Source organism: Sinorhizobium sp. 7-81 (assembly GCF_030124405.1).
In the GTDB taxonomy this organism is placed as follows: Bacteria; Pseudomonadota; Alphaproteobacteria; order Rhizobiales; family Rhizobiaceae; genus Sinorhizobium; species Sinorhizobium psoraleae.
The window spans coordinates 34,254-60,960 of record NZ_JASKLT010000011.1 but is presented as its reverse complement, the minus strand read 5'-3'; the positions used below and the strand labels follow the sequence as shown (position 1 = coordinate 60,960).

Below are 26,707 nucleotides of genomic sequence, written 5' to 3'. Positions count from 1 at the left end.
AGAGCCGGGCGACGCGCTTTAAATCTTTGTTTGCATGCATGTCGTTGTCCCGAAACCACCTTTTCGGGCGACATGCGTTAGGCCCGCCCACTGCGGATGGACGGATGCCAGAAGGTGACGGCCCGCTCGGCGAGCGCGACGACCCCGTAGAAGGCGGAGCCAGCCACCGCCGCAACGGCGATCTCGGCCCAAACCATGTCGACGTTCATGCGGCCCACTTCCGTGGAGATCCGGAAGCCCATGCCGACAATAGGCGTTCCGAAAAATTCGGCCACGATCGCGCCGATCAGCGCCAGCGTGGAGTTAATCTTTAGCGCGTTGAAAATGAAAGGCCAGGCGGCGGGCAATCGCAGCTTGATGAGTGTCTGCCACCATGTCGCCGCGTAGGTTCGCATCAGGTCACGTTCCATGTGGCTTGCGGCGGCAAGGCCCGAAACCGTATTCACCAGCATCGGGAAGAAGGTCATGATGACGACGACGGCGACCTTCGACTGCCAGTCGAAGCCGAACCACATGACCATGATGGGCGCCACGCCTATGACGGGCAGTGCGGAGACGAAGTTGCCGAGCGGCAGCAGACCTCTCTGCAGGAAGGGCGAGCGGTCGATCAGGATCGCCACGACGAAGCCGAGGCCGCAGCCAAGCGCATAGCCGGTCAGCACCGCCTTAAGAAAGGTCTGCCGGAAATCGGCCGCCAGCGTCGGGAGAGAGTTGACGAGGCGCTGCCAGATCATCGATGGCGCCGGCAGCAGCACCGACGGAATGCCGAAGCCTCGAACGACGCCTTCCCAAAGGACGAGGATGGTGATGCCGAAGAGGAGGGGAACGGCAAAGCGCGCGGCGCTGGCGGCCGTGCGGTGCGCGAAGTGCTGGCGCACGAGCCATTCGTTGAAAGCCCAGGCAGCGAGCCAGAAGAGCACGGCTCCGGCGAAAACGGGAATATTCATGGCTTGGCCCCCATGCGCTTCAGAACGGCCGAATGGGCGAAGCCGACAATCATGACGAGGACGGCCGCGAGCGCTGCCGCCATGAACAAAGCCGCCCAGATCTGCACGGTCTGGCCGTAATAGGATCCGGCAAGCAGGCGGGCGCCAAGCCCGGCCACCGCACCCGTTGGCAACTCGCCAACGATGGCGCCGACAAGCGAGATGGCGACCGCGACCTTCAGCGAGGTGAAGAGGTAGGGCATGGAGGATGGCCAGCGCAACTTCCAGAAGGTCTGCGCCGGTGAGGCATTATAGGTGTGCATGAGGTCGAGCTGGATCGTTTCCGGGCTGCGCAATCCCTTGACCATGCCGACGACGACCGGGAAGAACGAAAGGTAGGTCGAGATCAGCGCCTTCGGCAGCAACCCTGCGATGCCGATGGCGTTCAGAACGACGATGATCATCGGCGCGATGGCGAGGATCGGGATGGTCTGGCTGGCGATCACCCACGGCATCAAGGACCTGTCCATCGCACGGTTGTGGACGATGCCGACGGCGAGCAGGACGCCGAGCGCGGCACCGATGCCGAAGCCGAGCAGCGTCGCGGAAAGCGTGATCCAGGCGTGATAGATGAGGCTGCGCTTCGACGTGATCGCCTTGTTGGCGGTTGTATCCCAGATTTCGGCGATGACCTGATGCGGGGCGGGCAGCACGGGCCGCTCCTGTGCCATCGTGTTCCGGACGATCTCGGAGAAGCCGATTTCGGTGCCGGCACGCGCCGCCGTATCGCGCTCGAACGGCGCGTTGAGGAAAGCGGCCGCCACATACCAGACGGCGATCAATAGCAAGACGACGGTGCCGATCGGCAGCAGCTTGTCCTTGAGAAAGCTTTGCTCGCGCATGATCAGGCCATTCCGCTCGTCGGCAGCAGCATCAGCCCCATCGCGGCGATTCCGAGCAGCACGCCCGCCATCTGCGTCGTGCTCAGCTTCTCACCGAAGAGCGTGAAGGCAATGAGGTTGACAAGCACCAGTTGCACAACGGCCGACAGGGAAATCGCGAGCCCCAGGCCTCCCTCGCGCATGAGCTTCACCATGATCAGGTTGCCGATCACATAGAGCCCCAGAGCGAGCAGCAGCACGGGAACGCTGTTGCTGGAGACGTAGGCGCGCGATGCGGTCGCGCCGCCGAGGAAAATGAACGTGGCGAGGAGAAGCCACAGAACGTAGGCGGGGTTCATGCGCGCTCACCTCCTGCGGCATACCAGCTGTAGAGTATGTCGGGCAAACCTTCCTCGTTCTCGCCGTCCGTTCTCTCCACTGCGACGAAGCCTTCGCGCTCATAGAAGCGATGTGCGTCCGCGTTACGCTCGAAAGTCCACAGATTGAGCTCGTCCGGGGCGCGTTTCTTTGCCTCGCGCAGCAGCCGGGCGCCGACACCGCCCCTTCGGTGGCGTTCATCAACGTAGAGCGCCGTGACGTAGGCCTCCGGTGACAGGGCGAGAAAGCCAACAACCTCACCCTCGCGGTCGGCAACGATAATCGCCCGGTTCGCGAAGACAGTTTCCCGGTAATACCGCTCCACGTCGGTTGCAGCATGCACCCTCGGCATCCAGGGCGTAGCATCGATCCAGCGGTTGAGAATACCGGCACATGTCGTCATATCGGCGATGACGGCGTCCCGGCACGTGATGTTGGCGGAACCGCTACTCATCATAGCTATGTCCCGCTCTCAGGCCCTCTCGGACGCGATGGGCGATTTCCAGGAATTCCGGCGTCTCGCGGATGCCGAGCGGCCGCTCCCGGGGCAGAGTGGATTCGATGATATCGGTCACGCGGCCCGGGCGCGGGCTCATGACGACGATCTTGGTCGAAAGGTATACCGCCTCCGGAATCGAATGGGTGACGAAACAGATGGTTTTGTTGGTGCGTGCCCAGAGTTTCAGAAGCTGCTCATTGAGGTGGTCGCGGACGATCTCGTCGAGTGCGCCGAACGGTTCGTCCATCAGAAGAAGATCGGCGTCGAAGGCGAGCGCGCGGGCGATCGAGGCTCGCTGCTGCATGCCGCCGGAAAGCTGCCAGGGATACTTCTTGCCGAAACCCGAGAGATTGACGAGTTCGAGCGTCCGTTCGATCCGTGCCTTCCGCTCGTCCTTCGAATAGCCCATGATTTCGAGCGGCAAGGCGATGTTCTTCTCGATCGTGCGCCAGGGATAGAGCGCGGCGGCCTGGAAAACATAGCCGTAGGCGCGGTGGCGCCGGGCTTCTTCGGGCGTCATGCCGTTGACTGTGATAGCGCCGGAGGTCGGCTTCTCGAGGTCGGCGATGACGCGCAGGAACGTCGTCTTGCCGCACCCGGACGGTCCGATGAAGGAAACGAAATCGCCCTTGGCCACGTCGAGGTTCACGCCCGTCAGCGCATTGACCGGCCCGTCGCTGGTCTGGAACGTGAGGCCGAGATCCCGAGCCGAGACCACGGAGGCAGAATTGGATGTCATGGGCGGATTCTCATTATGGCTTGTCTGTGGCAGACTGCTATCCGAACCTGCAACATGCAATCGTGGATTTGCCGCCGATGCCGTCTGTTGAGGGTTTTTCAGCGAATTCTGGAGAGCGGTCATGTCTCGATCATCCAATTCTGGCTGTCGCGTGGTTCGTCCGGGTGACGTCTATGCCGGCAAGCAAGGGCTTAATTATTTCGAGGGCATAGCCCAGGAAACGGTCGGCTCGACCGGTATTTGCATGCATCTCTTGACCATGCCGCCCGGCGCGCGCGCCAAGGCGCATCTGCACGAGAGCCACGAGACCGCGATCTACATTCTTGCCGGCGAGGCGCATACCTGGTTCGGCGATCGGCTCGAGGAGCATGTGATCGTCAAGGCCGGCGAGATGTTCTACATCCCGGCCGGCGTGCCGCATCTGCCCGCCAATCTCTCCGACAAGCCGTGCTCGGCGGTGATTGCCCGGACAGATCCGAGGGAACAGGAAAGCGTCGTGCTGCTGCCCGAACTGGATGCGCTGGTGCCGGCCTAGCGCTCCGGAAAGCGACGTTGTCCATGACGTGGGTGACAGATGCGGCATCTGGTGTGCGTCAAACCCCGCTTGCCGGAATGCCGGTGCGCTGTACGGCGCGGGGCGCCGTCACTTCCTTCCATGTAGAAAGAGCCGTGTTGACGGCGGGGAAGGGTTCGCGCCTGACGAACTCTCCGTGGCCTTCCTGCGTCTTGACCATGCCTTCCTCGATCGAAACGACACCGCGGGTGAGGGTGAAGCGAGGCAGGCCCGTCACGGTTTTACCTTCGAAGACGTTATAGTCGATCGACGATTGCTGGGTCTTTGCCGAGATCGTTTTGGAGCGCTTCGGATCCCAGACGACGAGGTCGGCATCCGCTCCGACCAGGATCGCGCCCTTCTTCGGATAGATGTTGAGGATCTTGGCGATGTTGGTCGAGGTCACCGCGACGAATTCGTTCATGGTGATGCGGCCCGTGGCGACGCCATAGGTCCACAGCATCGGCATCCGGTCTTCCAGCCCCCCGGTGCCGTTCGGGATCTTGGTGAAATCCCCGACGCCGAAGCGCTTCTGGTCGGTGGTGAAGGCGCAATGGTCAGTCGCCACCACCTGCAGTGAACCGGAGGCAAGCCCGGCCCAGAGGCTGTCCTGATGCAGCTTGTTGCGGAAGGGTGGCGACATCACGCGGCGGGCGGCGTGGTCCCAATCCTTGTTGAAATATTCGCTTTCGTCGAGCGTCAGGTGCTGGATCAAGGGTTCGCCGAAGACGCGCATGCCCTTGGCGCGGGCACGCCGGATCGCCTCGTGCGCCTGTTCGCAGGAGGTGTGGACGATATAGACCGGACAGCCGGCCATGTCGGCGATCATGATCGCACGGTTGGTGGCCTCGCCCTCGACTTCGGCCGGCCGCGAATAGGCGTGCGCCTCGGGGCCATCGTTGCCCTCGGCGAGCAGCTTTGCCTGCAACTGAGCGACGACATCGCCGTTTTCGGCGTGGACAAGCGGCAGGGCACCAAGCCCGGCGCAGCGCTGGAACGAAGAAAACATCTCGTCGTCATCAACCATCAGAGCGCCCTTGTAGGCCATGAAGTGCTTGAAGGTGTTGATGCCCTTATCCTTGACGATGGTCTCCATCTCGTTGAAGACCTGCTCGCCCCACCAGGTGATCGCCATGTGGAAGGAATAGTCGCAATTGGCGCGCGTCGACTTGTTGTCCCACATGGTGAGCGCTTCGAGCAGCGACTGACCGGGCGAGGGGAGTGCGAAATCGACGACCATGGTCGTGCCGCCGGCGAGTGCCGCACGTGTGCCGCTTTCGAAATCGTCCGAGGAATAGGTGCCCATGAAAGGCATCTCGAGATGGGTATGCGGGTCGATGCCGCCGGGCATGACATAGCAGCCGCTCGCATCCAGCGTTTCAGTGCCGGAGAGGTTCGGGCCAATCTCGACGATCCTGCCGCCCTCGACCTTGATATCAGCCTTGTAGGTGAGGTCGGCCGTGACGATGGTTCCACCCTTGATCACAGTGCTCATTGGCTATGTTTCCCTTGCGATTGTGTTTTCGGCCGCCGGAGGGGCCAAGAAAAAGGGCGGAACTGTCGTCCCGCCCATGATGTCACTTCACGATTTCGGCCGTTTCGACGACGGCGTGGAAGAGGACATCGGCCCCCGCGGAGGCCCACTCCTTGGAGATGTCTTCCGCCTCGTTGTGGCTGAGCCCGCCGACGCAAGGGCACATGATCATCGTCGTCGGGGCGACCTTCGCCGCCCAGCAGGCGTCGTGGCCGGCGCCCGAGATGAGATTCATGTGGCTGTAGCCAAGCTTCTCGGCGGCGCCGCGAACGGTTGCGACCAGTTTCGGATCAAAGGTCACGGGATCGAAATGGCCGACCGCCTCGATCGAACAGCCGACGCCCAGCGCCTCGGCGATCTTCGGCGCCTCGGCCTCGATGCGCGCGCGCATGCCGTCGAGCTTGGCCTGGTCGGGCGAGCGAATGTCGATGGTGAAGACGACCTTGCCGGGCAGCACGTTGCGCGAATTGGGTGAAAAGAACACCTGGCCGACACCGCCGACAGCGCCCGGCTGGTTCTCCATGGCGACCTTCTGCACCATTTCGAAGATGCGTGACATGGCGAGACCGGCATTGAGGCGCATGTCCATCGGCGTCGAGCCGGTGTGGGCTTCGCGGCCGGTGAGTGTGACTTCCAGCCACCACAGGCCCTGACAGTGCGTGACGACGCCGATCTGCTTGTTCTCGGCCTCAAGGATCGGTCCCTGTTCGATGTGGTACTCGAAATAGGCGTGCATCTTGCGCGCGCCCACTTCCTCGTCACCAAGCCAGCCGATGCGCTTTAGTTCGTCGCCGAAGGCCTTTCCGTCCGGATCCTTGCGAGCGTAGGCGTAGTCGAGCGTATGAACACCCGCAAAGACGCCCGAGGCGAGCATTGCGGGCGCAAAACGCGCGCCCTCCTCGTTGGTCCAGTTCGTCACAACGATCGGGTGCTTGGTCCGGATGCCGAGATCGTTCATCGTGCGGACGACCTCAAGGCCGCTTAAGACCCCGAGCACGCCGTCGAACTTGCCGCCGGTCGGTTGTGTGTCGAGATGGGAGCCGATGTGCACGGGCAGTGCGTCGGGATCGGTGCCGGGGCGAGTAAAGAACATGGTGCCCATCTTGTCGACACCCATGCTGAGCCCGGCCGCTTCGCACCAGGACTGGAAAAGCCGGCGACCCTCGCCGTCCTCGTCCGTCAATGTCTGGCGGTTGTTGCCGCCGGCGACACCGGGGCCGATCTTCGCCATATCCATCAACGAATCCCACAGGCGGTCAGCGTTGACGCGCATGTTCTCGCCAGGTGCTGCCATGGCGTTCTCCTCATTTTTCGGTGTGCCCCTTGCGGTGCAGCCCTCATGTTCCCGCCGGTCAAATCCAGGCTTTGTTGTTGGTGCCTTTCGATCAGTCGTTGCCTTTGTCGACAAACTGGCTGATAATTTGACCGGTTGGTAAACATTACAACTTCCGTGGCGGCACTCAAGCCGGAAAAACAAAAAATCGGAGTTGCTGCCCAAAAAGATGGCGCGTCCGAATTTTGGGCAAGTCAGGCTGCTGCATGTTCATTGGATCATATTCGATTCAAGGACAAAAACATGCAGCAATTCAAGATGCTACAGGTTTGTGCGTCCGCAGAAGACGCACGGCGCCATTGTTGTGGGCAAGCAGCGGGCAGGGGGCAAGATGGTACTTCCGAGAGCGGCCAGAACCCAGAGGCGTACACGCATACAGGAGGAGAAGGAGGAGCAGATCCTCGAGGCGGCGTTGGAGGTTTTTTCAGCCCACGGCTTTCGCGGCTCGACCATTGACCAGATCGCGGAAGTGGCGGGCATGTCGAAGCCGAACCTGCTTTATTATTTCCGCACCAAGGAGGCGATGCACCGTGCGCTGATCGACCGCGTGCTCGATACCTGGCTGGATCCGCTGCGCGAGTTTAATGCCGACGGAAACCCGGTTGCCGAGATCCGTAGCTACATCCGTCGAAAACTGGAGATGGCGCGCGATTTCCCGCGCGAAAGCCGGCTGTTTGCCAACGAAGTGCTGCAGGGGGCGCCTCGTATTGAGGACGAGCTGAAGGGCCCGTTGAAAGCGCTCGTCGACGAGAAGGCCGAGGTGATCCGCGCATGGGCAAAGGCCGGCAAGATCGCCAAATGCGATCCCTATCACCTGATCTTCGCAATATGGTCGACGACGCAGCACTATGCCGACTTCGATGTGCAGGTTCGCGCCGTGCTCGGCCAGGAGAACGCCGGCGACGGGCGCTTCGAGGATGCCGCACGATTCCTCGAGCGGCTGTTCGTCGACGGCCTGCAGGTAAGCGAGCAACCCTCGTCGGAGCACGACGAAGGAGGATAGGGTCGCTGGATGGCCTCTTCCGCTTGCCGCACCTTCTCCGCTGGAGAAGGGACTGTCAGCGTACCCTTACCCCGCGCGTGGGGAGCGGGTCATTCAGATGCGGTCGCTCCTCGCGGCTCAACCCTGCGCCGGCAGTACTTCGGAAATCTGCGCCGCATCGCCAATGATCCAGGTCTCGAGCTTCGCCTGACGGCCGCGTAGGCCGATATCGAGCCGCATGTTGCCCTCGAGATCGAGGCCGGCGCGACGGACGAGTTCCACCGAAACCGCGAGTTCGGCATCATGCTCCTTCGCCAGGCCCTCGAGCCGGCTTGCGGTGTTGATCGTATCGCCGACCGCGGTCAGCGAGGTCGCCCGGCCATAACCCATCTCACCGATGATTGCCGGACCCGCGTGCAGTCCGATCGCCAGTCGCAGCGGTTGCTCGAGCTCGCCTTGGAATGTCTGATTGAGCGCCCGAACCCCCTTGGACAATCGCACTGCGGCCGCGAGTGATTGAAGGCATGCTTCCTGGAATGGGCTCTTCAACCCGAAGATCGCGAATGCGCCGTCGCCAATGAACTTGTCGATCACGCCGCCGGAGCTTTCGACGGCCTCGCCGACCATTTCGAAGTAGCGGTTGAGCAGGAACACCGTATCGAAAGGCAGCCTGTGCTCGGCGATGCGGGTAAAGTCACGCAGATCGCAGAAGAGCACGGCGATCCGGCGCTCGCGGCCCTCGCCGTTCTGCTGGGCGAGCTGCTTCTTTATGCCCAGGCTGTCGGTGTCGAGAATGGGGACGACGGTCACGCTGTGAACCGGTCGGAACTGGCAAGCGAGCCGCACATTGTCCGGCGCGCCGATCCGGGTCAATGTCGCCAGTTCCGCGGCCTCCGGTGCCGGCTGGCCATCGAGGCCCTGGATGACGCGAACCCGGCACGTCGAGCAGCGGCCACGTCCGCCGCAGACGGAGACATGGGGAATTCCCGCGGCGCGGCTCGCCTCGAGAACGCTGAAACCAAGACTGACTGCCGCGACACGGCCGTCGGGATAGCGGACGCGAATGCGACCGCGCGCGGGCAGGGCGCGAAGGGCGAACGTGCCGGCGATCAAACCACCGAAACCGGCGTAGAGCCCGAGGCGGATGTTTTCCATCAGGGCCTGACCGACCCGCAGTTTCGCCTCGCTCACATAAGCCTTGTCGCCATAACCGCCATGTTCGGCATAGTCGCGCTCAAGCGACCGCGCACCGTTGATGAAGCCGAGCAGCGCAAAGATCGGGACGAGCAGGGCAATCGTATAGAGCGGGATCTCATAACGCGGAAACCAGGGGCGGCCGCGCATCCAGAACCAGGCGCCGAGACATCCGTGGCCCCAGGCAAGAAGGAGCGCCGCCGTTTGCCGGGTGGTGTTGATGGAACTCGACCAAAGCGATCGAAGGATTTCGGGATAAGTGGCTTCCATCCCTGAGAAGATCGGTTCCACCCGGGCGGCGACCACATGCGCCATCAGCACAAAGGGCAGGCTGAGACCGAAGACGATCTTCAACGCTTCACGGGCGGGCATTCTGAGCGTCTGCCGCCGGTAAAGGCTGTCGAGCGCCATCATGAAATGCAGGAGCAGCGCGCCGTAGAGCAGTATCGTCCCGGGCACGCTGTGCCAGAGGAGGGTGAACGTCCGCCTTCCGGCTTCCATGGCGTCGATGGAGATGAGGCCGAGCGAATGATTGAAGAAATGGCAGAGGATGAATGTGCCGAGCACGGCCCCGGAGATCAGGTGTGTCTTCTTGCGTGCATTGGTGGAAAAGATCGTCAAGCACTCTGCCCGGTGTCTGCCGGCTGCGGCCGGCTATTGCTGATTCCGTCCCTTATCAACCAGATCGCCGGTACCGACAACTTACGTTTTCGATACAAACTGTTTCGTTTTCGTGACTTGTACGAGTCGTTGGCGGCGTTACTCGAACGCGTCCGGAGCCCTTCCATGATGCGCGGCAACCGCTCGGCGCGTTTGTCGATCACCACCCTGAGCTTTGGCAGGGTATGCGCCATAGACGCGGCGCCATGCGGCCCGGATCGCTGTCCCCTGAACCGTTGCGGACGGCGAGGTGACAACAGTAGGGATCGAGTTCCAGCGCACCCAAACGGGAAGGCCGCCGGGGTCTCTCCCGGCGGCCTTCCCGTTTATCGGCGCTCCGTCATTCGGCGGCCTGGCGGGCCATCGGATTGTTCGGATGCGTCGTCCAGTTGGCGTAGTTCGGATCGACCGGCTTGCCGGTGCGCCTGTCAACGGTGCCGGCGGCAAGCGGCTCCATGGTAATGCAGTTGTCGACCGGACAGACGTTGACGCAGAGATTGCAGCCGACGCATTCTTCTTCGATCACCTCGAAATGGCGCACGCCGTTGACGAACTGAGTGATCGCCTGATGCGAGGTGTCCTCGCAGGCGATGTGACAGCGGCCGCATTTGATGCAGGCATCCTGATCGATCTTCGCCTTGGCGATATAGTTGAGGTTGAGGTATTGCCAGTCGGTGACGTTGGGCACGGCGCGGCCGCAGATATCGTCGAGCGTGCGGTGGCCTTTGGCGTCCATCCAGTCGGAAAGGCCGGAGATCATTTCCTGGACGATCTTGAAGCCGTAGGTCATCGCCGCCGTGCAGACCTGCACGTTGCCGGCGCCAAGCGCCAGGAATTCTGCCGCATCGCGCCAGGTGGTGATGCCGCCGATGCCGGAGATTGGCAGCCCACGGGTTTCGGGATCGCGGGCGATCTCGGCCACCATGTTGAGCGCAATCGGTTTGACCGCCGGGCCGCAATAGCCGCCGTGACTGCCCCGGCCGTCGATCGACGGCTCGGGCGAGAAGGTGTCGAGATTGACCGAGGTGATCGAGTTGATCGTGTTGATCAGCGACACCGCGTCGGTGCCACCGGCGTTGGCGGCGCGTGCAGGCTTGCGGATGTCGGTGATGTTCGGCGTCAGCTTGGTGATCACCGGCATGCGCGTGTACTGCTTGCACCAGCGCACCACCATCTCGATATATTCCGGCACCTGGCCGACTGCAGATCCCATGCCGCGCTCGGACATGCCGTGCGGACAGCCGAAGTTGAGTTCGATGCCGTCGGCGCCGGTTTCCTCGACGAGCGGCAGGATCGCCTTCCAGGCATTTTCCTCGCACGGCACCATGATCGAGGCGATGAGCGCCCGATCCGGCCAGTTCATCTTCACCTGCTTCATCTCGCGCAGGTTCACATAAAGGTCGCGGTCGGTGATGAGCTCGATATTGTTCAAGCCGAGCAGGCGCCGGTCCGCGCCCCAGATCGCGCCGTAGCGCGGCCCGTTGACGTTGACGACCGGAGGCCCTTCCTCGCCAAGCGTCTTCCAGACGACGCCGCCCCAGCCGGCCTTGAAGGCGCGTTCGACGTTATAGGCCTTATCCGTCGGCGGCGCTGAAGCGAGCCAGAACGGGTTCGGGGATTTGATGCCGACAAAATTGTTGCGAAGATCAGCCATTGTTTCGTCCTCTCGATCCTGTTCCGCTCTTCACGCGACGGCACTCGCCAGCGGCTGAGCCGCGGCGAAAGCCTTGTCGATCGATTCGGCGGCATCGCGCCCCATGGCGACGGCGGAAACGGTGAGGTCCTCCCCGCCAAGCACGCAGTCGCCGCCCGCCCAGACACTGGCGAGCGACGTGCGGCCTTCCGCATCGATGACGATGCGTCCGCCCTCCATCTGAAGCGCGCCGAGGCCAGAGGCTTCGAAGGTCTGGCCGATGGCCTTGAAAATCTGGTCGGCTGCGATGATACCCGTTTCCCCTGTTGTCGCCAGCTTGCCGTTGTCGAGCGTGGTGTACTCGAGTTCGATGCCCGCGACCTTGCCCTCCTTCAGCGCGATGCGCTTCGGCTGCAGCCAGTGGCGGATGGTGACGCCCTTGGACGCCGCGAGATCCTGCTCGAACTCGGAAGCATTCATCTGCTCCTTTCCGCGGCGGTAGCAGATCGTCACTTCTTCCGCCCCGAGCAGCTTTGCCTGGACGGCCGCATCGATGGCGGTCATGCCGCCGCCGAGCACTACGACCCGGCGGCCGACCGGGATATCGGCCTTGGTCTTCGACTGGCGCAAGGCTGCGATGAAGTCGACCGCGTCTTCGACGCCCTCGGCATTTTCGCCTTCAATCCTGAGCGCGTTGACACCGGTAAGCCCGAGGCCGAGGAAGACGGCATCATATTGCTCCGTCAGGTCGGCCAGCGAGAAGTCGCGGCCGAGCGCCTGTCCGTGGCGCACCTCGATGCCGCCGATCGAAAGGACGTAATCGACCTCCTTCTGGGCGAAATCGTCCACCGACTTATAGGCGGCGATACCATATTCATTGAGGCCGCCGGATTTCTCGCGGGCATCATAGATGACGACGTCATGGCCTTTGACCGCAAGCCGATGTGCGCAGGCAAGCCCCGCGGGGCCGGCACCGACCACGGCGACCTTGCGACCGGTCGAGGCGGACCGGGCATAGAATTGCTTGTTCTCCTTCATCGCGATGTCGGTCGCGTAACGCTGCAGCCTGCCGATCTCGACCGGCCGCTCCTCGGCCGTGTTGCGCACGCAGGCCTGCTCGCAGAGCGTTTCGGTGGGACAGACGCGGGCGCACATGCCGCCGAGAATGTTCTGGTCGAAAATCGTTTTCGCCGAGCCGATCGGATTGCCTGTTGCAATCTGCCGGATGAACATCGGGATGTCGATCGAGGTAGGACAGGCCGTCATGCACGGCGCATCATGACAGAAGTAACAGCGGTCGGAAGCGACCAGAGCCTCGTGTTTGTCGAGCGGTGGATGAAGGTCGGAGAAATTAGCTTCGTATTCCTTGAGCGGCAGGCGGCCGCCAAGGATCCCAGATTGCGTCGTTCCCATTTTTTGCTCCCAATGTTTTCTCAGGATGAGAGAACGGTAACACGCTTTATTTTTTTATCAAACGGTAAAAGTTTACTTCGGGAATTCGCGAACGCCTTGAGAATTGAGGCTTTGTCTTCGCGCATCCTACTGCATGTTGACTTAAATCGGAGTCGATCGGCGAAATACGCAGCAATTCAAAGCGCTACAGCAACCTTTGTGCGTCTGAAGAGATGCACGGCGCTGCAGTCGACCTCCACGTTTGTTTGACAGGATAGGGCAAATAGTGGCAGCAAATCGAAGGGGGAAGGAGTTAATCGCATGGCGCGCAGGCCGGAGACCAACAACAGGCTGGACGATGCCGCCCGGGCTGGCTGGCTATACTATGTCGCCGGTCGGACGCAGGACGAGATCGCGTCGATCATGGGCATTTCGCGGCAATCGGCGCAGCGCCTCGTCTCCCTCGCCATGGCCGAGCGGCTAATCAAGGTGCGGCTCGATCATCCGATTGCCGCCTGTCTCGAAGCGGCCGCCCGGCTTAAGGAAAAATACGAGCTGAAGCACGTCGATGTGGTACCGAGCGATCCGGGCTCGAACTCGATGACCGTCGGCATCGCCGAGGCCGGTGCGGTGGAGATCGAGCGCTGGCTGAAATCAACGGATCCGGTGGTTCTGGCGATCGGGACGGGGCGGACGCTGAAGGCAACCATCGACCAGCTGCCCTCGATGGAGTGCCCGCAGCATCGCATCGTTTCGCTGACCGGCAATATCAGGCTCGATGGCTCGGCCGCCTATTACAACGTCATCTTCAGCATGGCGGATACCATCAAGGCGCGCCATTTTCCCATGCCCCTGCCTGTTCTCGTCTCATCGCCCGAAGAGCGCGAGGTTCTTCACAAGCAGAGCCTGGTGAAACTCGCGCTCAAGCTCGGCGCGGAGGCCAATGCCGCTTTCGTCGGCGTAGGCGAACTCGGGCCGGACGCACCGCTCTGCGAGGACGGCTTTCTGGCGCGCGAGGAAATGGCGCGCCTGATGGCAGCCGGTGCCGCAGGCGAGATCTGCGGCTGGATGTTCGACCACGAGGGCGAACTGCTCGCCGGCAGCATCAATGAGCGCGTCGCCTCCATTCCGCTGCCGCCGCGCGACCGCGCGTCGGTCATCGGTATTGCCAAAGGCAAGCGCAAATACCAGGCGCTCCGCGCGGCGCTCAAGGGCCGCATCATCAACGGCCTTATCACCGACGAAACCACCGCCGACTTTCTGCTCGGCGCTTGAATCGGTCGAAATCGACTCGTTCGAAATTTGCCCCGGCGCGCTCAACGTTTTTAGAACGGCGCGGCGGCGCCGTCGCGGCTGGCGTTCGTACACCCGCTCGATAAAAAATCCATAGCTAAAACAGTTCGTTAGAATTTCGCGTGCGTCGCAGCAACGAATGCGCATTGACATTTTGCGTCAACGGGTGAGTAATTGCTCATGAGCAAGGCAAATGCTCAATTTCTTCTGGGAGGAAGTCGATGAACTTGAGAACTTTCCTGCTGGGCACATGCTCGGCAGTCGCTTTGGCGGGTCTGGCCCAAGCAGAAACCCTGACCATCGCGACCGTGAACAACGGCGACATGATCCGGATGCAGAAGCTGACGGATGATTTCACCTCTAAAAATCCGGACATTCAGCTCGAGTGGGTAACGCTCGAGGAAAACGTGCTGCGCCAGCGCGTGACGACGGACATCGCGACGAAGGGCGGCCAGTACGACATCATGACGATCGGCACGTATGAAGTGCCGATCTGGGCCAAGCAGGGCTGGCTCCTGCCGCTCGACAATCTTGGCGCCGACTACGACGTCGATGACCTGCTGCCGGCGATCCGCAGCGGACTGACGATCGATGGCAAGCTTTATGCCGCGCCCTTTTATGGCGAAAGCTCGATGGTGATGTATCGCAAGGACCTGTTCGAAAAGGCCGGCCTCACCATGCCCGATGCCCCGACCTGGGACTTCATCGCGGAAGCTGCCCGTAAGATCACAGACAAGGACAATGAGATTTACGGCATCTGCCTACGTGGCAAGGCCGGCTGGGGCGAGAACATGGCCTTCCTGACGGCGACCGCGAATGCCTTCGGTGCGCGCTGGTTCGACGAGAAATGGACGCCGCAGTTCGACCAGCCGGAATGGAAGAATACGCTCGACTTCTACGTCAAGCTGATGAATGACGCGGGCCCGCCCGGTGCCTCCTCGAACGGCTTCAACGAAAACCTGTCGCTCTTTCAGACCGGCAAGTGCGGCATGTGGATCGACGCGACGGTTGCCGCTTCCTTCGTGACCAACCCGAAGGAATCGACGGTCGCCGACAAGGTCGGCTTCGCGCTTGCGCCCGATACCGGCCTTGGCAAACGCGGCAACTGGCTCTGGGCTTGGAACCTGGCGATTCCCGCGGGCTCGCAGAAGACGGAAGCGGCAGAAAAGTTCATCGCCTGGGCAACCGGCAAGGACTATCTGAAGCTGGTCGCCGAGAAGGAAGGCTGGGCAAACGTACCGCCCGGTACCCGTACCTCGCTCTACGAGAATCCGGAATACCAGAAGGCGGCGCCGTTCGCGAAGATGACGCTCGACTCGATCAACGCGGCTGACCCGAAGAATCCGGCGGTCAAGCCGGTACCTTATGTCGGCGTGCAGTTCGTGGCGATTCCGGAATTCCAGGGACTGGGTACGGCTGTCGGCCAGCAGTTCTCGGCCGCACTTGCCGGTCAGATGAGCGTCGATCAGGCGCTTGCGAGCGCGCAGCAACTGACGACCCGCGAAATGACCAAGGCAGGCTACATCAAGTAGGGCTCCCAAGGGCCGGGGCGCTGGCCGGAAACGGCTGGTGTCCCGGCAACTCCCAGGGCGGGAGGGGAAAAGCGTCAGGCGGTTCTTCCGCCGGCTTCCCGCTCTGTCTTTTTGGATCGACAGCGGCGCGTCCGGCATGCGCGGCAAACCGCGCAAGCCCTTTCATGGAACAGCGTTGACAATCACAGGGGAACGCCATGGCGACCTTGCACACCCGCTCCGCCGCGCGGCTGATGATCGCGCCTTCGGTGCTTTTGCTATTGGCCTGGATGATCGTTCCGTTGGCCATGACCATCTATTTCTCGCTTCTGCGCTACAATCTGCTGATGCCGGGAATGGAGGAGTTCGCCGGCCTCTCCAACTACACTTATTTCCTGAGCGATCCGGCCTTCTTCCAGGCGATCTTCAATACGCTCGCCATCGTCCTCGGCGTGTTGTTCATCACGGTGGTAGGCGGCATCGCCCTCGCGCTTCTTCTCGACCAGCCGATGTTCGGGCAGGGGATCGTGCGTATCCTGGTGATCGCGCCCTTCCTCATCATGCCGACCGTCGCGGCGCTGGTCTGGAAGAACATGTTCATGAATCCGGTGAACGGGCTATTTGCCTGGGTCGCCAAGCTCGTCGGCCTTCAGCCCTATGACTTCCTCGCAAATGCGCCGCTTGTCTCGGTCATCATCATCGTCGCCTGGCAGTGGCTGCCATTCGCGACTCTCATTCTTCTGACGGCGTTGCAGTCGCTCGACGAGGAGCAGAAGGAGGCCGCGCAGATGGATGGCGCCGGCGCCTGGAGCCGCTTCTTCTATCTGGTGCTGCCGCATCTTTCTCGTGCGATCACCGTTGTGATCCTGATCCAGACGATCTTCCTGCTCTCGGTCTTCGCCGAGATCCTCGTCACCACCAACGGCGGTCCCGGTACGCAAAGCACGAATCTCACCTTCCTCGTCTATGCGCAGGCTCTCCTGCAGTTCGACGTGGGCGGCGCTTCCGCCGGCGGCATCATCGCGGTCATCCTCGCCAATATCGTCGCATTCTTCCTGATGCGCATGATCGGCAAGACATTGGAGGCTTGAGCATGGCACGCAATGTTTCGACCCGACGCAAGCTGGTTGTCACGGTCGTCGCCTGGACGATCGGCATCCTGATCTTCTTCCCGATCCTCTGGACGTTCCTGACGAGCTTCAAGACCGAAGCGCAGGCGATCGCCTCGCCTCCGTCGCTCCTCTTCTTCGATTGGACGACCGAAAACTACCATGAGGTGCAAAGCCGCTCGGACTATTTCAAGCACTTCATGAATTCGGTCGTCGTGTCTTTCGGCTCGACGCTGCTCGGCCTCGTCATCGCCATTCCGTCGGCCTGGGCCATGGCCTTCGCGCCGACGAAGCGGACCAAGGACGTGCTGATGTGGATGCTTTCCACCAAGATGATGCCGCCCGTCGGCGTTCTGGTGCCGATGTATCTGATGTTCCGCAACACAGGGCTTCTCGACACGCGCACCGGCCTGGTGATCGTCCTGACGCTGATCAACCTGCCGATCATCATCTGGATGCTCTACACCTACTTCAAGGAAATCCCCGGCGAGATTCTCGAAGCGGCACGCATGGATGGCGCCTCGCTCTCCAAGGAGATCATCTACGTGCTGACGCCGATGGCGATCCCCGGCATTGCCTCGACGCTGCTCCTCAACATCATTCTCGCCTGGAACGAGGCGTTCTGGACCCTGAACCTGAGCGCGGCGAAAGCGGCACCGCTGACGGCCTTCATCGCCTCCTATTCGAGCCCGGAAGGCCTTTTCTACGCGAAGCTCTCGGCCGCCTCGACGATGGCGATCGCCCCCATCCTCATTCTCGGCTGGTTCTCGCAGAAACAGCTTGTACGCGGCCTGACCTTCGGCGCGGTCAAATAAGGATACGACCATGGGAAACATCACACTCAAGAACGTATCGAAAGTCTTCGGCGCCCACGCCGTCATCCCTTCGATCGACCTCGACATCAATGACGGCGAATTCGTCGTCTTCGTCGGGCCGTCCGGCTGCGGCAAGTCCACGCTGCTGCGATTGATCGCGGGGCTGGAAGATGTCAGCGACGGCGAGATCGTCATCGACGGCAAGAAGGCGACCGACCTGCCGCCGGCAAAGCGCGGCCTCTCGATGGTGTTCCAGTCCTATGCGCTCTATCCGCATATGAGCGTGCGCTCCAACATCGCCTTTCCCTTGAAGATGGCGGGCGAGGACAAGACCGTCATCGACAAGAAGGTGGCGGACGCCGCCCGGGTGCTGAACCTCACCGACTATCTCGACCGCAAACCCCGCCAGCTTTCCGGCGGGCAGCGCCAGCGCGTCGCGATCGGCCGCGCCATCGTCCGCCAGCCGGAAGCCTTCCTGTTCGACGAGCCGCTTTCGAACCTCGATGCGGCGCTGCGCGTCAACATGCGGCTCGAGATCAGCCAGCTTCACCAGCAGTTGAAGACGACGATGGTCTATGTCACCCACGACCAGGTGGAAGCCATGACAATGGCCGACAAGATCGTCGTGCTCAACCGCGGACGGATCGAGCAGGTCGGCTCACCGCTCGATCTTTATCACAAGCCGGACAATCTCTTCGTCGCGGGCTTTATCGGCTCGCCGAAGATGAATTTTATTTCTGGGGCGCCGGCGGCTACCTATCACGCCCATACGATCGGCATCCGCCCGGAACATCTGGTGCTTTCGAAGGACCAGGGAACGTGGAGGGGAACGGTTGGTGTGGCCGAACATCTCGGTTCCGACACCTTCCTGCACGTGAACGCCGACAGCATCGGCACATTGACGGCGCGTGTCAGCGGCGATTTCGCCGTGACACATGGCGATCAGGTCTTCCTGACGCCGGACGTCCAGCGCCTGCACAAGTTTGACGAAAAGGGATTGGCAATTCGATGAAACGCCTTGAAGGGAAAAGCGCGCTGATCACCGGATCCGCGCGGGGAATCGGCCGCGCCTTCGCAGAAGCCTATGTGCGTGAGGGCGCGACGGTCGCGATTGCCGACATCAATATCGATCGGGCGAAGCAGACAGCCACGGAAATCGGACCTGCAGCCTACGCCGTCGAAATGGATGTGACCCGACAGGACTCGATCGATGCAGCGATCGCCGCGGTTGTCGAGCGCGCCGGCGGTCTCGATATCCTGATCAACAATGCCGCTCTCTTCGATCTGGCGCCGATCGTCGAGATCACCAGAGAAAGTTACGAAAAGCTATTCTCCATCAATGTTGCCGGCACGCTCTTCACGCTGCAGGCGGCCGCCAGGCAGATGATTGCGCAGGGGCGCGGCGGCAAGATCATCAACATGGCGAGCCAGGCGGGCCGCCGCGGAGAGGCGCTGGTGGCGGTCTATTGCGCGACCAAGGCTGCCGTCATCAGTCTCACGCAATCGGCCGGACTCGATCTCATCAAGCACCGCATCAATGTGAACGCCATTGCCCCGGGCGTCGTCGACGGCGAGCACTGGGAGGGCGTCGATGCGCTCTTTGCCAAGTACGAGAACCGTCCGCTCGGCGAAAAGAAGCGGCTGGTCGGCGAGGAGGTCCCTTACGGACGGATGGGCACTGCCGAAGATCTCACCGGCATGGCGATCTTCCTCGCCTCGCCGGAAGCCGACTACATCGTCGCACAGACCTACAATGTCGATGGCGGCAACTGGATGAGCTGAGGCTTCGTCGCAGGACGGGTTCTCGAAAGGAACGATAGGATGACGACCAAACTCTCCCTCGCCACACTCGACGCCGTCAAGGCCAAGGCTGGCGTTCCGAAGTATGATCGGCACGATCTCCGGGCCGGCATCGTCCATTTCGGTGTCGGCAACTTTCACCGCGCGCACCAGGCCGTCTATCTCGACGATCTCTTCAACCTGGGGCTCGACCACGACTGGGCGATCATCGGGGCAGGGGTGTTGCCGTCGGACGAGGTCATGCGGGCCAAGCTCGAAGCGCAGGATTTCCTGACGACGGTGGTGGAACAGGACAACAACCGCACCGGCGCGCATGTCACCGGCGCGATGATCGCCTATCTGAAGCCCGGCGATACGCCGGCCATCGTGGCGCAACTTGCAAGCCCGTTCATTCGCATCGTGTCGCTGACGATCACCGAAGGCGGCTATTTCATCGATCCGGCGTCGGGCGTTTTCAATCCGGCCCACCCGGCCATTGTCGAGGACGCGCGCAATCCGACCTCGCCGAAGACGGTCTTCGGTTTCATTGTGGCTGGCCTCGCCGAGCGCAGAGCCAGGGGCATACCGCCCTTCACCGTCATGTCCTGCGACAATATCCCGGGCAACGGCGAGGTGACGCATGCGGCCGTTTCCAGCCTCGCGCGCCTCTCGGATCCGGCATTCGCGGATTGGATCGACTCCAATGTCGCCTTTCCGAATGGCATGGTCGACCGCATCACGCCGGCGACCGGTTCCCGGGAAATCGGCATCGTCGCTTCGGACTACGGCATCGACGATGCCTGGCCGGTCTTTTGCGAAGAGTTCAAGCAATGGGTGCTGGAGGACCATTTCCCGCAAGGCCGCCCCGCATTGGAAAAGGTGGGCGTGCAATTCGTGCCGGACGTCGCGCCTTATGAGCATATGAAGATCCGCATTCTGAACGGCGGCCATGCGGCGATCGCCTATCCGGCCGCGCTGCTCGACATCCATTTCGTCCACGAGGCGATGGAGGAGCCGCTGATCCGCGCCTTTCTCTCAAAACTCGAGCACGACGAGATCATCCCGGTCATTCCGCCGGTTCCGGACACGGATCTCAAGGATTACTACAAGCTGATCGAAACCCGCTTCGCCAATCCGAAGATCGGCGACACCATCCCGCGACTGGCTCAGGACGGTTCGAACCGCCAGCCGAAATTCATTCTGCCTTCGACGGCTGATCGGCTCCGCCGCGGCGAGGACGTCGTGGGTCTTTCGCTCGTGTCCGCCCTCTGGTGCCGCTACTTCGCCGGCAAATCGGACAGCGGCAAGGATATCGTCTTCAACGATTCGAGCGCCGACCGGCTGCAGGCCGCCGCCCTTGGGGCCAAGGACGATCCGATGGCCTTTCTTGCGCTCTCCGACATTTTCGGCGATGTCGCCCGATCCGACCTTTTCCGGCGGCGCTTCGGACATGCATTGAAAACACTCTGGGAAAAGGGCACACGCGCAACGCTCCAGCTCTATCTGGACGGCAAACTCGGGGAATAGAGCCGATGGCGGACGGCCCTAGGCTGGTCATTTTCGACTGTGACGGTGTCCTAGTCGACAGCGAGCCGATCTCGCTTGCCGTTCTGGTCGAGGCGCTGGATGCGGCTGGCGTATCGATGACGACGGCGGAGGCGAGCGAACGCTTTCTGGGCCGCAGTCTGAAGACCATGTCCGCCATCCTTCGCGACGAACACGGCCTTGCGACCGACGACGCCTTTCTGGAAGGGATGCGCACGCGTCTCTATGCACGCTTCCGCGAGGAACTGAGGCCCGTTGACGGCATTCGCCGGGCGGTCGAGCAGCTCGACGGTGCCTGTTGCGTCGCTTCGTCGAGCCAGCCCGAGCGCATTCGTCTTTCCCTGACAGTGACCGGACTGATCGACCTCTTCGATCCGCACATCTTCAGCGCAAGCATGGTGACGCACGGGAAACCGGCACCCGATCTCTTCCTCCATGCGAGCGCGCAAATGGGTTACGTCCCCGCCGACTGCATCGTCGTGGAGGACAGCCCGGCCGGCATCGAAGCGGCTAAAGCGGCCGGCATGCGCGTCTTCGCCTTCGCCGGTGCAAGCCACGCGCGAAACGACCTGCACCGGCAGGCGCTGGCCAGACTGGATCCCGATGTGCTGTTTGACGACATGGGCGAATTGATACAGTTTGTCCGGCAGTAATTCAGAACAGGATCGCGGATCGTGCAGCGGTTTTCCGTCCGTATCCCGCTCTGAGCTCTCTAAAATCATCGGGACGGGGACTTCCATTGATGCGCGAATTGGTCGTTGCGGTCGATATCGGAACCGGTAGCGCCCGTGCCGGCTTTTTCGACCGGAAAGGCAAGCTTCTCGCGCGGGCCGACAGACCGATTGCCATGAACCGGCCGGAAGAAAACCACGCCGAGCATGACTCCGAGGATATCTGGGCGGCCGTATGCGGGGCGGTCAAGGCGGCACGAGACAACGCCGGGGTCCGGCCCGAAAGCGTGGCGGCCATCGGTTTCGACGCGACCTGCTCGCTTGTCGTGCGCGACCGCGATGGCGCACCGCTTTCGGTCAATCGCGCCGGTGAAGCGCGCTGGGACACGATCGTCTGGCTCGATCACCGGGCGCTGGCGGAGGCCGATTTCTGTACGTCGACGGAGCATCCCGTTCTTCATCATTCCGGCCGCGTGATGTCGCCGGAGATGGAGATGCCGAAGCTGATGTGGCTGAAGCGGAACCTGCCGCGGCAGTGGGAGAGGGCGGGCTATTTCTTCGATCTTGCGGATTACATGTCGTGGCGCGCGACAGGCAGCGCGGCTCGCTCGCGCTGCACCCTGACGGCAAAATGGAATTATCTCGCGCACAAGGAGAGTGGTTGGCAGCAGGACTATCTCGAACAGATCGGTCTTGGGGACCTTCTCGACCGGGGAAGATTGCCTGAGGAAACCCTGCCCGTCGGAAGTGCCGTCGGGCGCTTGAGCGCGGCGGCGGCGGAGGAACTTGGGCTCGATACGGAATGCCGCGTTGCACCGGGGCTGATCGACGCCTATGCCGGCGCGCTCGGCGTGCTCGGTGGATTTGCCGCCGAGCCCGCAAATCTCGAACGGCAGCTGGCCCTCATCGGCGGCACGTCAAGCTGCATCGTCGCCTTTTCGCGCGATATGAAGCCTGGCTTCGGCATGTGGGGGCCGTATTTCGAAGCGGTGTTTCCGGACTGTTGGTTGGTCGAGGGCGGGCAATCGGCGACGGGCGCGCTTCTCGACCATATCGTCCGCGTGCATGGTGCCGGGCGGGAGCCGACCGCAGAGACGCACATGAAGATCATCGAGCGCGTGCAGGAATTGCGTGCGCTGCATGGCCCGAGCTTCGCCGATCGACTGCACGTCCTACCTGATTTTCACGGCAACCGGTCGCCGCTGGCCGATCCGCATGCGCTCGGCGTCATCAGCGGCCTCGCGCTCGATTCATCCTTTGATGCGCTTTGCCGTCTCTACTGGCGCACCTGTGTTGCGATTGCGCTCGGAATTCGGCACATCCTCGAGATGATGAAAGAGGCGGGATACAACCTCGATACGCTGCACGTGACCGGCGGCCATGTGCGCAATCCGTTGCTGATGGAGCTCTATTGCGACGCTACCGGCTGCCGCGTCGTTGCGCCCGAGACGCCCGATGCAGTGCTGCTCGGCACCGCGATGGCGGCGGCTGTGGCCGGCGGTCTTTATTCCGGTCTCGCACAGGCCGGATCGGGGATGGCGTCCGGCGGCGAGGTCCGTCTTCCCGATGCTGCCTCGCGCGACCTCTACGACCGCGACTATCGGCGGTTTCTCACGCTTTACCGGCATCGCGCCGAGCTGGAGGCGACGCGATAGCGATGCCGCGTCGATGTAATTTTTATTGGAACCTTTTTTTCCTTCGCGCGTTTTTGCGTACAACCGGACGGTGGCGCACATCGCCCCCAATGTGACGCCGGAGGCATGCCGCCGGTTGCCAACTCACATCCCCTCTGTGAGTTGATTCAGCTCAGCCAGTGCCCTTCCCTCGGCACTGGCTGTTTTGCGTTTGGCACTGTGGGCTTTTCAGAAAGATCTCAGGAAGATCGCCGTTCGTTCGCGGCTCAGGCGGCCGCTTTCGTCGACTCGTTGAAGAAGAGTGCCTGGCTGATAAGCGCCTTGACCATATCAGGGTTGAAGGGCTTCGTAACAAGGAATGTCGGTTCGGGCCTTTCCCCGGTTAGCAGCCTTTCGGGGAATGCAGTGATGAAAATCACCGGGATGGCACTGGTCTTCAGAATCTCGTTGACGGCATCTATGCCGGAACTGCCGTCGGCCAACTGAATGTCGGCGAGCACCATGCCCGGCTTGGTTTCCTTGTAAAGGGCGATTGCCTCGTCCCGGGTGCGTGCAATACCGGTGACGCGATGGCCGAGGCTCTTGACCATCTGTTCGATGTCGATCGCGATCAGCGGTTCGTCCTCGATAATCATGATATCGGTGGCAACCTGGCGGGAGATTTCCTGCGAGGCCCGCTCGAGAAGATCGCTCAATCTGGTTGAATCGACGTTAAGCACTTCTGCAGCCTCGGATGGGCTGAAGCCCTCGACCGACACGAGCAGGAAGGCCTGGCGTGCAAGCGGTGATACGGCCGCTAGATTGACCGACGCCCGCTGTTCCCAGGCAAAGGGCGAAACCGGTTCCGGGATCAGGACCGAGGATGAACCAAACAATGAAGTGTAGAGGCGAAACAAGGCGACCCTGTCGTTGCTTGCTTCTGGAAAGATCGTGGTATCGGCGATAAGAGCTTCAAGAACCGCGGCTACATAAGCATCACCCGACGTTTGCGAGCCGGTCAGCGCGCGCGAGTAACGGCGCAGATAAGGCAGCAGTGGAGCGATCCGGTTCGACAGTGTCATGCAGGACTCCCTCGGTCATTCTTTTATTTCTGTCACCACGCGGAAACGCCCCGCCGAAAAAAAGGTTCCGCGCCGGAACATTTCATTTTTCCTCTGCGTTATGGTGCAGGCGAACTCTCGAAGGTGACGATTGTAAAATGAAGTATAATTCAGGGGCAGGGCGGCCGATTGGCACAAGCTCGTCGACCGACGATCCGAATGCACAGATCGCGGCGAAGCTGAAAGCGCTCTATCAATCAGTACAGGAGGAGGCGATTCCAACCCGCTTTCTCGATCTGCTGGAAAAGCTGGACGCAGCGGAACAGCACTCGACTCTGCATGGCCGATCGGTTCTGCAAGGCAGGGAGTAACCGCCGGAATGTCGTCCGAAAACCAAGAATTCAAGCGTGAGATGCTTGCTGCACTGCCAAGCCTGCGCGCTTTTGCCATGTCGCTCATCGGTCGCCACGACCGCGCGGACGATCTCGTGCAAGATACGATCATGAAGGCCTGGGCCAAGCAGGACCATTTCGAGATCGGTACCAACATGAAGGCCTGGCTCTTTACGATCCTGCGCAACGAGCTCTACAGCCAGATGCGCAAGCGCGGCCGAGAGATCCAGGACAGCGACGGCCATTTCACCGAAACCCTTGCCCACCACCCCGAGCAATATGGTTCGCTTGATCTTCAGGATTTCCGGCGGGCTCTGGATCAGCTGCCACCGGACCAGCGCGAAGCCATCATTCTGGTCGGCGCATCCGGCTTTTCCTACGAAGAAGCCGCCACGATCTGCGGCTGCGCACTGGGCACCATCAAGAGCCGTGTCAATCGCGCCCGCCAGCGCCTGCAGGAAATTCTCCAGGTGCAGGGCGAGAACGATTACGGCCCTGATGAGACCTCGGCGCCCATCACTTCGCGCGCCTTCGTTTCATGATATTCTCGCGCGCTCTTGACGTCAGACTGTTGCAAGTCGAAGGTCCTGCTTTTTTGCCGCGAGCACCGGTCGTCACTGCGGTGATGGCGGGAACCTTCTAAACCCTGATTGGTTCTGCTGCGGTGCGCGAGTTGGAGTTGGACCGGATGCGCGAGAAGACCGAGGCGATGCTTCCAGCGGTAGCGCAGGTGCTCGACACCCCCGAAAGACTTGGCGTGCTGCATGCGGTCGTACCCGACATGGCGGTGCCGGACGGCGACTTCGACGGTCTTGCGAAGCTCGCGGCAAGCCTGTTCGGCGCGCCGATCGCGCTCATCAGTCTTGTTGACAGTGAATGGCAATGGTTCAAGGCGGCCGTTGGAACAACGGAAACGCGACAACGTTGCGACGAATCCTTCTGCCTCCACACAATCGCGGACCCCGACAGCGTCCTCGTGGTGCTCGATGCTTCCCGGCATCCGTTATTTCGTCATCGGCCAAGGGTAACCGACGCGCCGTTCCTGCGGTTCTACGCAGGCGTCTGCATTCTTTTGGACGGCCAGGCAGTCGGTACCGTCTGTGTCTTCGATGTGGCACCGCGCCAGGAGATCGCGCCGAAACTGGTCGATGACCTTCGCCGGGTCGCCGATATTGCGGCCTCGCTGCTCAAGCTGAAGGACGAGGCGCGCCGACGTGCACTCAAGGAAGCGGCACTTTCGCGCGAGGAGCAGCGCCTCGCCATGGCGCTTGACGCGGCAAATGTCGGCAGTTGGCTCTGGGACATCCGTGCCGGCGTGGTTGCGGGCAACAGCGCGATGATGCGCATGTTCGGGCTCCGGGCCGACCGTTCCGTCGGTGCCAAGACGATTTTCGCCGCCATTCATCCCGACGATCGCGTCGCGACATTCTCCAAGCTCAGGGAGGCCATGGCGGCGAACGAGGAATATGACGGCATGTTTCGCATCCGCGACAGCGGGCGCTGGCTGCTTGGCCGCGGCAGGGTGCTCGACCGCGACGGCAAGGGTGCTCCGCTGACCTTCCTCGGCATGACCATCGACGTCACAGATCAGCAGGAGTCGGTGCAGCGGACGCGACTTCTGCTCAAGGAACTGAATCACCGGGTCAAGAATACCTTGGCAATGCTGCAGTCGCTGGCGCGTCAGACGCTTCGACAGACGAGCGATCCGGTGGAATTCATGGCGGCATTTGCGGGCCGGCTCCAGGCCATCTCGGACGCACACGGGCTGTTGTCCGACTACGAATGGGGCACGATCCACCTTTCCGAGCTGATATCGAAGCAGTTGCGCCCCTATGTCAGCGACTACGCCGAACAGGTCGAGATCCACAAGGACGAAATCCTGCTGGGGCCGGACCAGGCGGTTGGCCTTGGGCTGGTGCTGCACGAGCTGGCGACGAATGCCGTGAAGTACGGCTCGCTTTCGGTGCCGAAGGGTAAGGTCGTGCTGACGGCGCGCGGCGTCGTCGAAGACGGCGGTGCCGTCTTGCACCTGACCTGGACGGAGGTGGGCGGTCCCCCGGTTCGCGAACCGAGACGACGGGGCTTCGGCTCGATCCTGATCGAACGCAGCCTCGACAAGGTCATCGGCAGTTCCGTCAAGGTGGAATACCTGCCAGCCGGCGTGACCGCGCTGATCCGGCTGCCACTATAGTCATGATTGCCCTAACCTTCCCT

Annotated in this window: 25 protein-coding genes; 14 read left to right on the top strand and 11 right to left on the bottom strand. The window is 61.8% G+C overall.

The features are described from left to right. Positions 1–77: 77 nt before the first annotated feature. From QN224_RS26410 to QN224_RS26390, 5 genes are read right to left on the bottom strand one after another with little or no spacing between them, the layout of a single operon-like run. The gene (locus QN224_RS26410) at positions 78–947 is read right to left on the bottom strand and encodes an ABC transporter permease (RefSeq protein WP_269281949.1); all 870 of its coding nucleotides are present in this window, start codon (positions 945–947) and stop codon (positions 78–80) included. Continuing rightward, on the bottom strand, positions 944–1,828 hold the full coding sequence (locus QN224_RS26405; RefSeq protein ID WP_283979035.1) for an ABC transporter permease: 885 nt from the start codon (positions 1,826–1,828) through the stop codon (positions 944–946). Before QN224_RS26405 ends, QN224_RS26410 begins: the two co-directional genes overlap by 4 nt. Before the next feature lie 2 nt (positions 1,829–1,830). Then, the gene (locus QN224_RS26400; protein WP_283979034.1) at positions 1,831–2,166 is read right to left on the bottom strand and encodes a hypothetical protein; all 336 of its coding nucleotides are present in this window, start codon (positions 2,164–2,166) and stop codon (positions 1,831–1,833) included. After that, a complete protein-coding gene (locus QN224_RS26395) occupies positions 2,163–2,639 on the bottom strand; it encodes a GNAT family N-acetyltransferase (protein ID WP_283979033.1) in 477 nt (158 codons plus the stop codon). The genes QN224_RS26400 and QN224_RS26395 overlap by 4 nt, the downstream gene beginning before the upstream one ends. Continuing rightward, the gene (locus tag QN224_RS26390) at positions 2,632–3,423 is read right to left on the bottom strand and encodes an ABC transporter ATP-binding protein (RefSeq protein WP_173509424.1); all 792 of its coding nucleotides are present in this window, start codon (positions 3,421–3,423) and stop codon (positions 2,632–2,634) included. Before QN224_RS26390 ends, QN224_RS26395 begins: the two co-directional genes overlap by 8 nt. A 121-nt stretch (positions 3,424–3,544) precedes the next feature. Between QN224_RS26390 and QN224_RS26385 the strand changes: the two genes are divergently transcribed. Then, positions 3,545–3,958 carry a cupin domain-containing protein gene (locus tag QN224_RS26385; RefSeq protein ID WP_283979032.1) on the top strand — a complete coding sequence of 138 codons (414 nt, stop codon included), beginning with the start codon at positions 3,545–3,547 and terminating at the stop codon, positions 3,956–3,958. Between the two features lie 58 nt (positions 3,959–4,016). On the opposite strand, the gene hydA is transcribed toward QN224_RS26385, so the two are convergent. Further along, positions 4,017–5,471 (bottom strand): dihydropyrimidinase, encoded by a 1,455-nt coding sequence (gene hydA / locus QN224_RS26380; protein WP_283979031.1) that lies wholly within the window; start codon positions 5,469–5,471, stop codon positions 4,017–4,019. A gap of 82 nt (positions 5,472–5,553) precedes the next feature. After that, entirely contained in the window at positions 5,554–6,804 is a 1,251-nt protein-coding gene (locus QN224_RS26375) for a Zn-dependent hydrolase (protein WP_283979030.1), read from the bottom strand. Positions 6,805–7,174: 370 nt separating this feature from the next. Between QN224_RS26375 and rutR the strand changes: the two genes are divergently transcribed. Continuing rightward, the gene (gene rutR, locus QN224_RS26370; protein WP_283979029.1) at positions 7,175–7,846 is read left to right on the top strand and encodes an HTH-type transcriptional regulator RutR; all 672 of its coding nucleotides are present in this window, start codon (positions 7,175–7,177) and stop codon (positions 7,844–7,846) included. Between the two features lie 117 nt (positions 7,847–7,963). On the opposite strand, the gene QN224_RS26365 is transcribed toward rutR, so the two are convergent. The 3 genes from QN224_RS26365 to QN224_RS26355 all read right to left on the bottom strand — a co-directional run bounded on the left by QN224_RS26365 (position 7,964) and on the right by QN224_RS26355 (position 12,725). Continuing rightward, the gene (locus QN224_RS26365) at positions 7,964–9,640 is read right to left on the bottom strand and encodes an adenylate/guanylate cyclase domain-containing protein (RefSeq protein WP_283979028.1); all 1,677 of its coding nucleotides are present in this window, start codon (positions 9,638–9,640) and stop codon (positions 7,964–7,966) included. A gap of 379 nt (positions 9,641–10,019) precedes the next feature. After that, complete coding sequence (gene preA / locus QN224_RS26360; protein WP_283979027.1) at positions 10,020–11,333, bottom strand: NAD-dependent dihydropyrimidine dehydrogenase subunit PreA; 1,314 nt, start codon at positions 11,331–11,333, stop codon at positions 10,020–10,022. Between the two features lie 30 nt (positions 11,334–11,363). After that, positions 11,364–12,725 carry an NAD(P)-dependent oxidoreductase gene (locus QN224_RS26355; protein WP_283979026.1) on the bottom strand — a complete coding sequence of 454 codons (1,362 nt, stop codon included), beginning with the start codon at positions 12,723–12,725 and terminating at the stop codon, positions 11,364–11,366. Between the two features lie 300 nt (positions 12,726–13,025). Here QN224_RS26355 and QN224_RS26350 point away from each other — a divergent pair, with 300 nt between their 5' ends. From QN224_RS26350 to QN224_RS26310, 9 genes are all read left to right on the top strand, one after another. Continuing rightward, positions 13,026–13,979, top strand: coding sequence for a sugar-binding transcriptional regulator (locus tag QN224_RS26350; protein WP_283979025.1), 954 nt, complete (start codon positions 13,026–13,028; stop codon positions 13,977–13,979). A gap of 239 nt (positions 13,980–14,218) precedes the next feature. Next, positions 14,219–15,529, top strand: a complete 1,311-nt coding sequence (locus QN224_RS26345; protein ID WP_283979024.1) for a sugar ABC transporter substrate-binding protein — start codon at positions 14,219–14,221, stop codon at positions 15,527–15,529. Between the two features lie 197 nt (positions 15,530–15,726). Then, positions 15,727–16,599 (top strand): carbohydrate ABC transporter permease, encoded by an 873-nt coding sequence (locus QN224_RS26340; RefSeq protein ID WP_173509434.1) that lies wholly within the window; start codon positions 15,727–15,729, stop codon positions 16,597–16,599. A gap of 2 nt (positions 16,600–16,601) precedes the next feature. After that, positions 16,602–17,432 (top strand): carbohydrate ABC transporter permease, encoded by an 831-nt coding sequence (locus tag QN224_RS26335; protein ID WP_173509435.1) that lies wholly within the window; start codon positions 16,602–16,604, stop codon positions 17,430–17,432. 10 nt (positions 17,433–17,442) lie between these two features. Further along, complete coding sequence (locus tag QN224_RS26330) at positions 17,443–18,444, top strand: ABC transporter ATP-binding protein (RefSeq protein ID WP_283979023.1); 1,002 nt, start codon at positions 17,443–17,445, stop codon at positions 18,442–18,444. Beyond that, on the top strand, positions 18,441–19,214 hold the full coding sequence (locus tag QN224_RS26325; RefSeq protein ID WP_283979022.1) for an L-iditol 2-dehydrogenase: 774 nt from the start codon (positions 18,441–18,443) through the stop codon (positions 19,212–19,214). Before QN224_RS26330 ends, QN224_RS26325 begins: the two co-directional genes overlap by 4 nt. Before the next feature lie 39 nt (positions 19,215–19,253). Then, positions 19,254–20,738, top strand: coding sequence for a mannitol dehydrogenase family protein (locus QN224_RS26320; RefSeq protein WP_283979021.1), 1,485 nt, complete (start codon positions 19,254–19,256; stop codon positions 20,736–20,738). A 5-nt stretch (positions 20,739–20,743) separates the two neighbouring features. Continuing rightward, positions 20,744–21,409: an HAD family hydrolase gene (locus QN224_RS26315; protein ID WP_283979020.1), complete on the top strand. Its 666-nt coding sequence runs from the start codon at positions 20,744–20,746 to the stop codon at positions 21,407–21,409. Positions 21,410–21,498: 89 nt separating this feature from the next. Beyond that, positions 21,499–23,082: an FGGY-family carbohydrate kinase gene (locus QN224_RS26310; RefSeq protein WP_283979019.1), complete on the top strand. Its 1,584-nt coding sequence runs from the start codon at positions 21,499–21,501 to the stop codon at positions 23,080–23,082. A 245-nt stretch (positions 23,083–23,327) separates the two neighbouring features. Here QN224_RS26310 and QN224_RS26305 read toward each other — a convergent pair whose 3' ends face one another. Next, positions 23,328–24,122: a response regulator gene (locus QN224_RS26305; RefSeq protein WP_173509441.1), complete on the bottom strand. Its 795-nt coding sequence runs from the start codon at positions 24,120–24,122 to the stop codon at positions 23,328–23,330. A gap of 137 nt (positions 24,123–24,259) precedes the next feature. Between QN224_RS26305 and QN224_RS26300 the strand changes: the two genes are divergently transcribed. The 3 genes from QN224_RS26300 to QN224_RS26290 all read left to right on the top strand — a co-directional run bounded on the left by QN224_RS26300 (position 24,260) and on the right by QN224_RS26290 (position 26,684). Continuing rightward, complete coding sequence (locus QN224_RS26300) at positions 24,260–24,472, top strand: NepR family anti-sigma factor (protein WP_283979018.1); 213 nt, start codon at positions 24,260–24,262, stop codon at positions 24,470–24,472. A gap of 8 nt (positions 24,473–24,480) precedes the next feature. Beyond that, a complete protein-coding gene (locus QN224_RS26295) occupies positions 24,481–25,035 on the top strand; it encodes an RNA polymerase sigma factor (protein WP_269281966.1) in 555 nt (184 codons plus the stop codon). A gap of 146 nt (positions 25,036–25,181) precedes the next feature. Next, the gene (locus QN224_RS26290; RefSeq protein ID WP_283979017.1) at positions 25,182–26,684 is read left to right on the top strand and encodes a sensor histidine kinase; all 1,503 of its coding nucleotides are present in this window, start codon (positions 25,182–25,184) and stop codon (positions 26,682–26,684) included. Positions 26,685–26,707 lie beyond the last annotated feature (23 nt).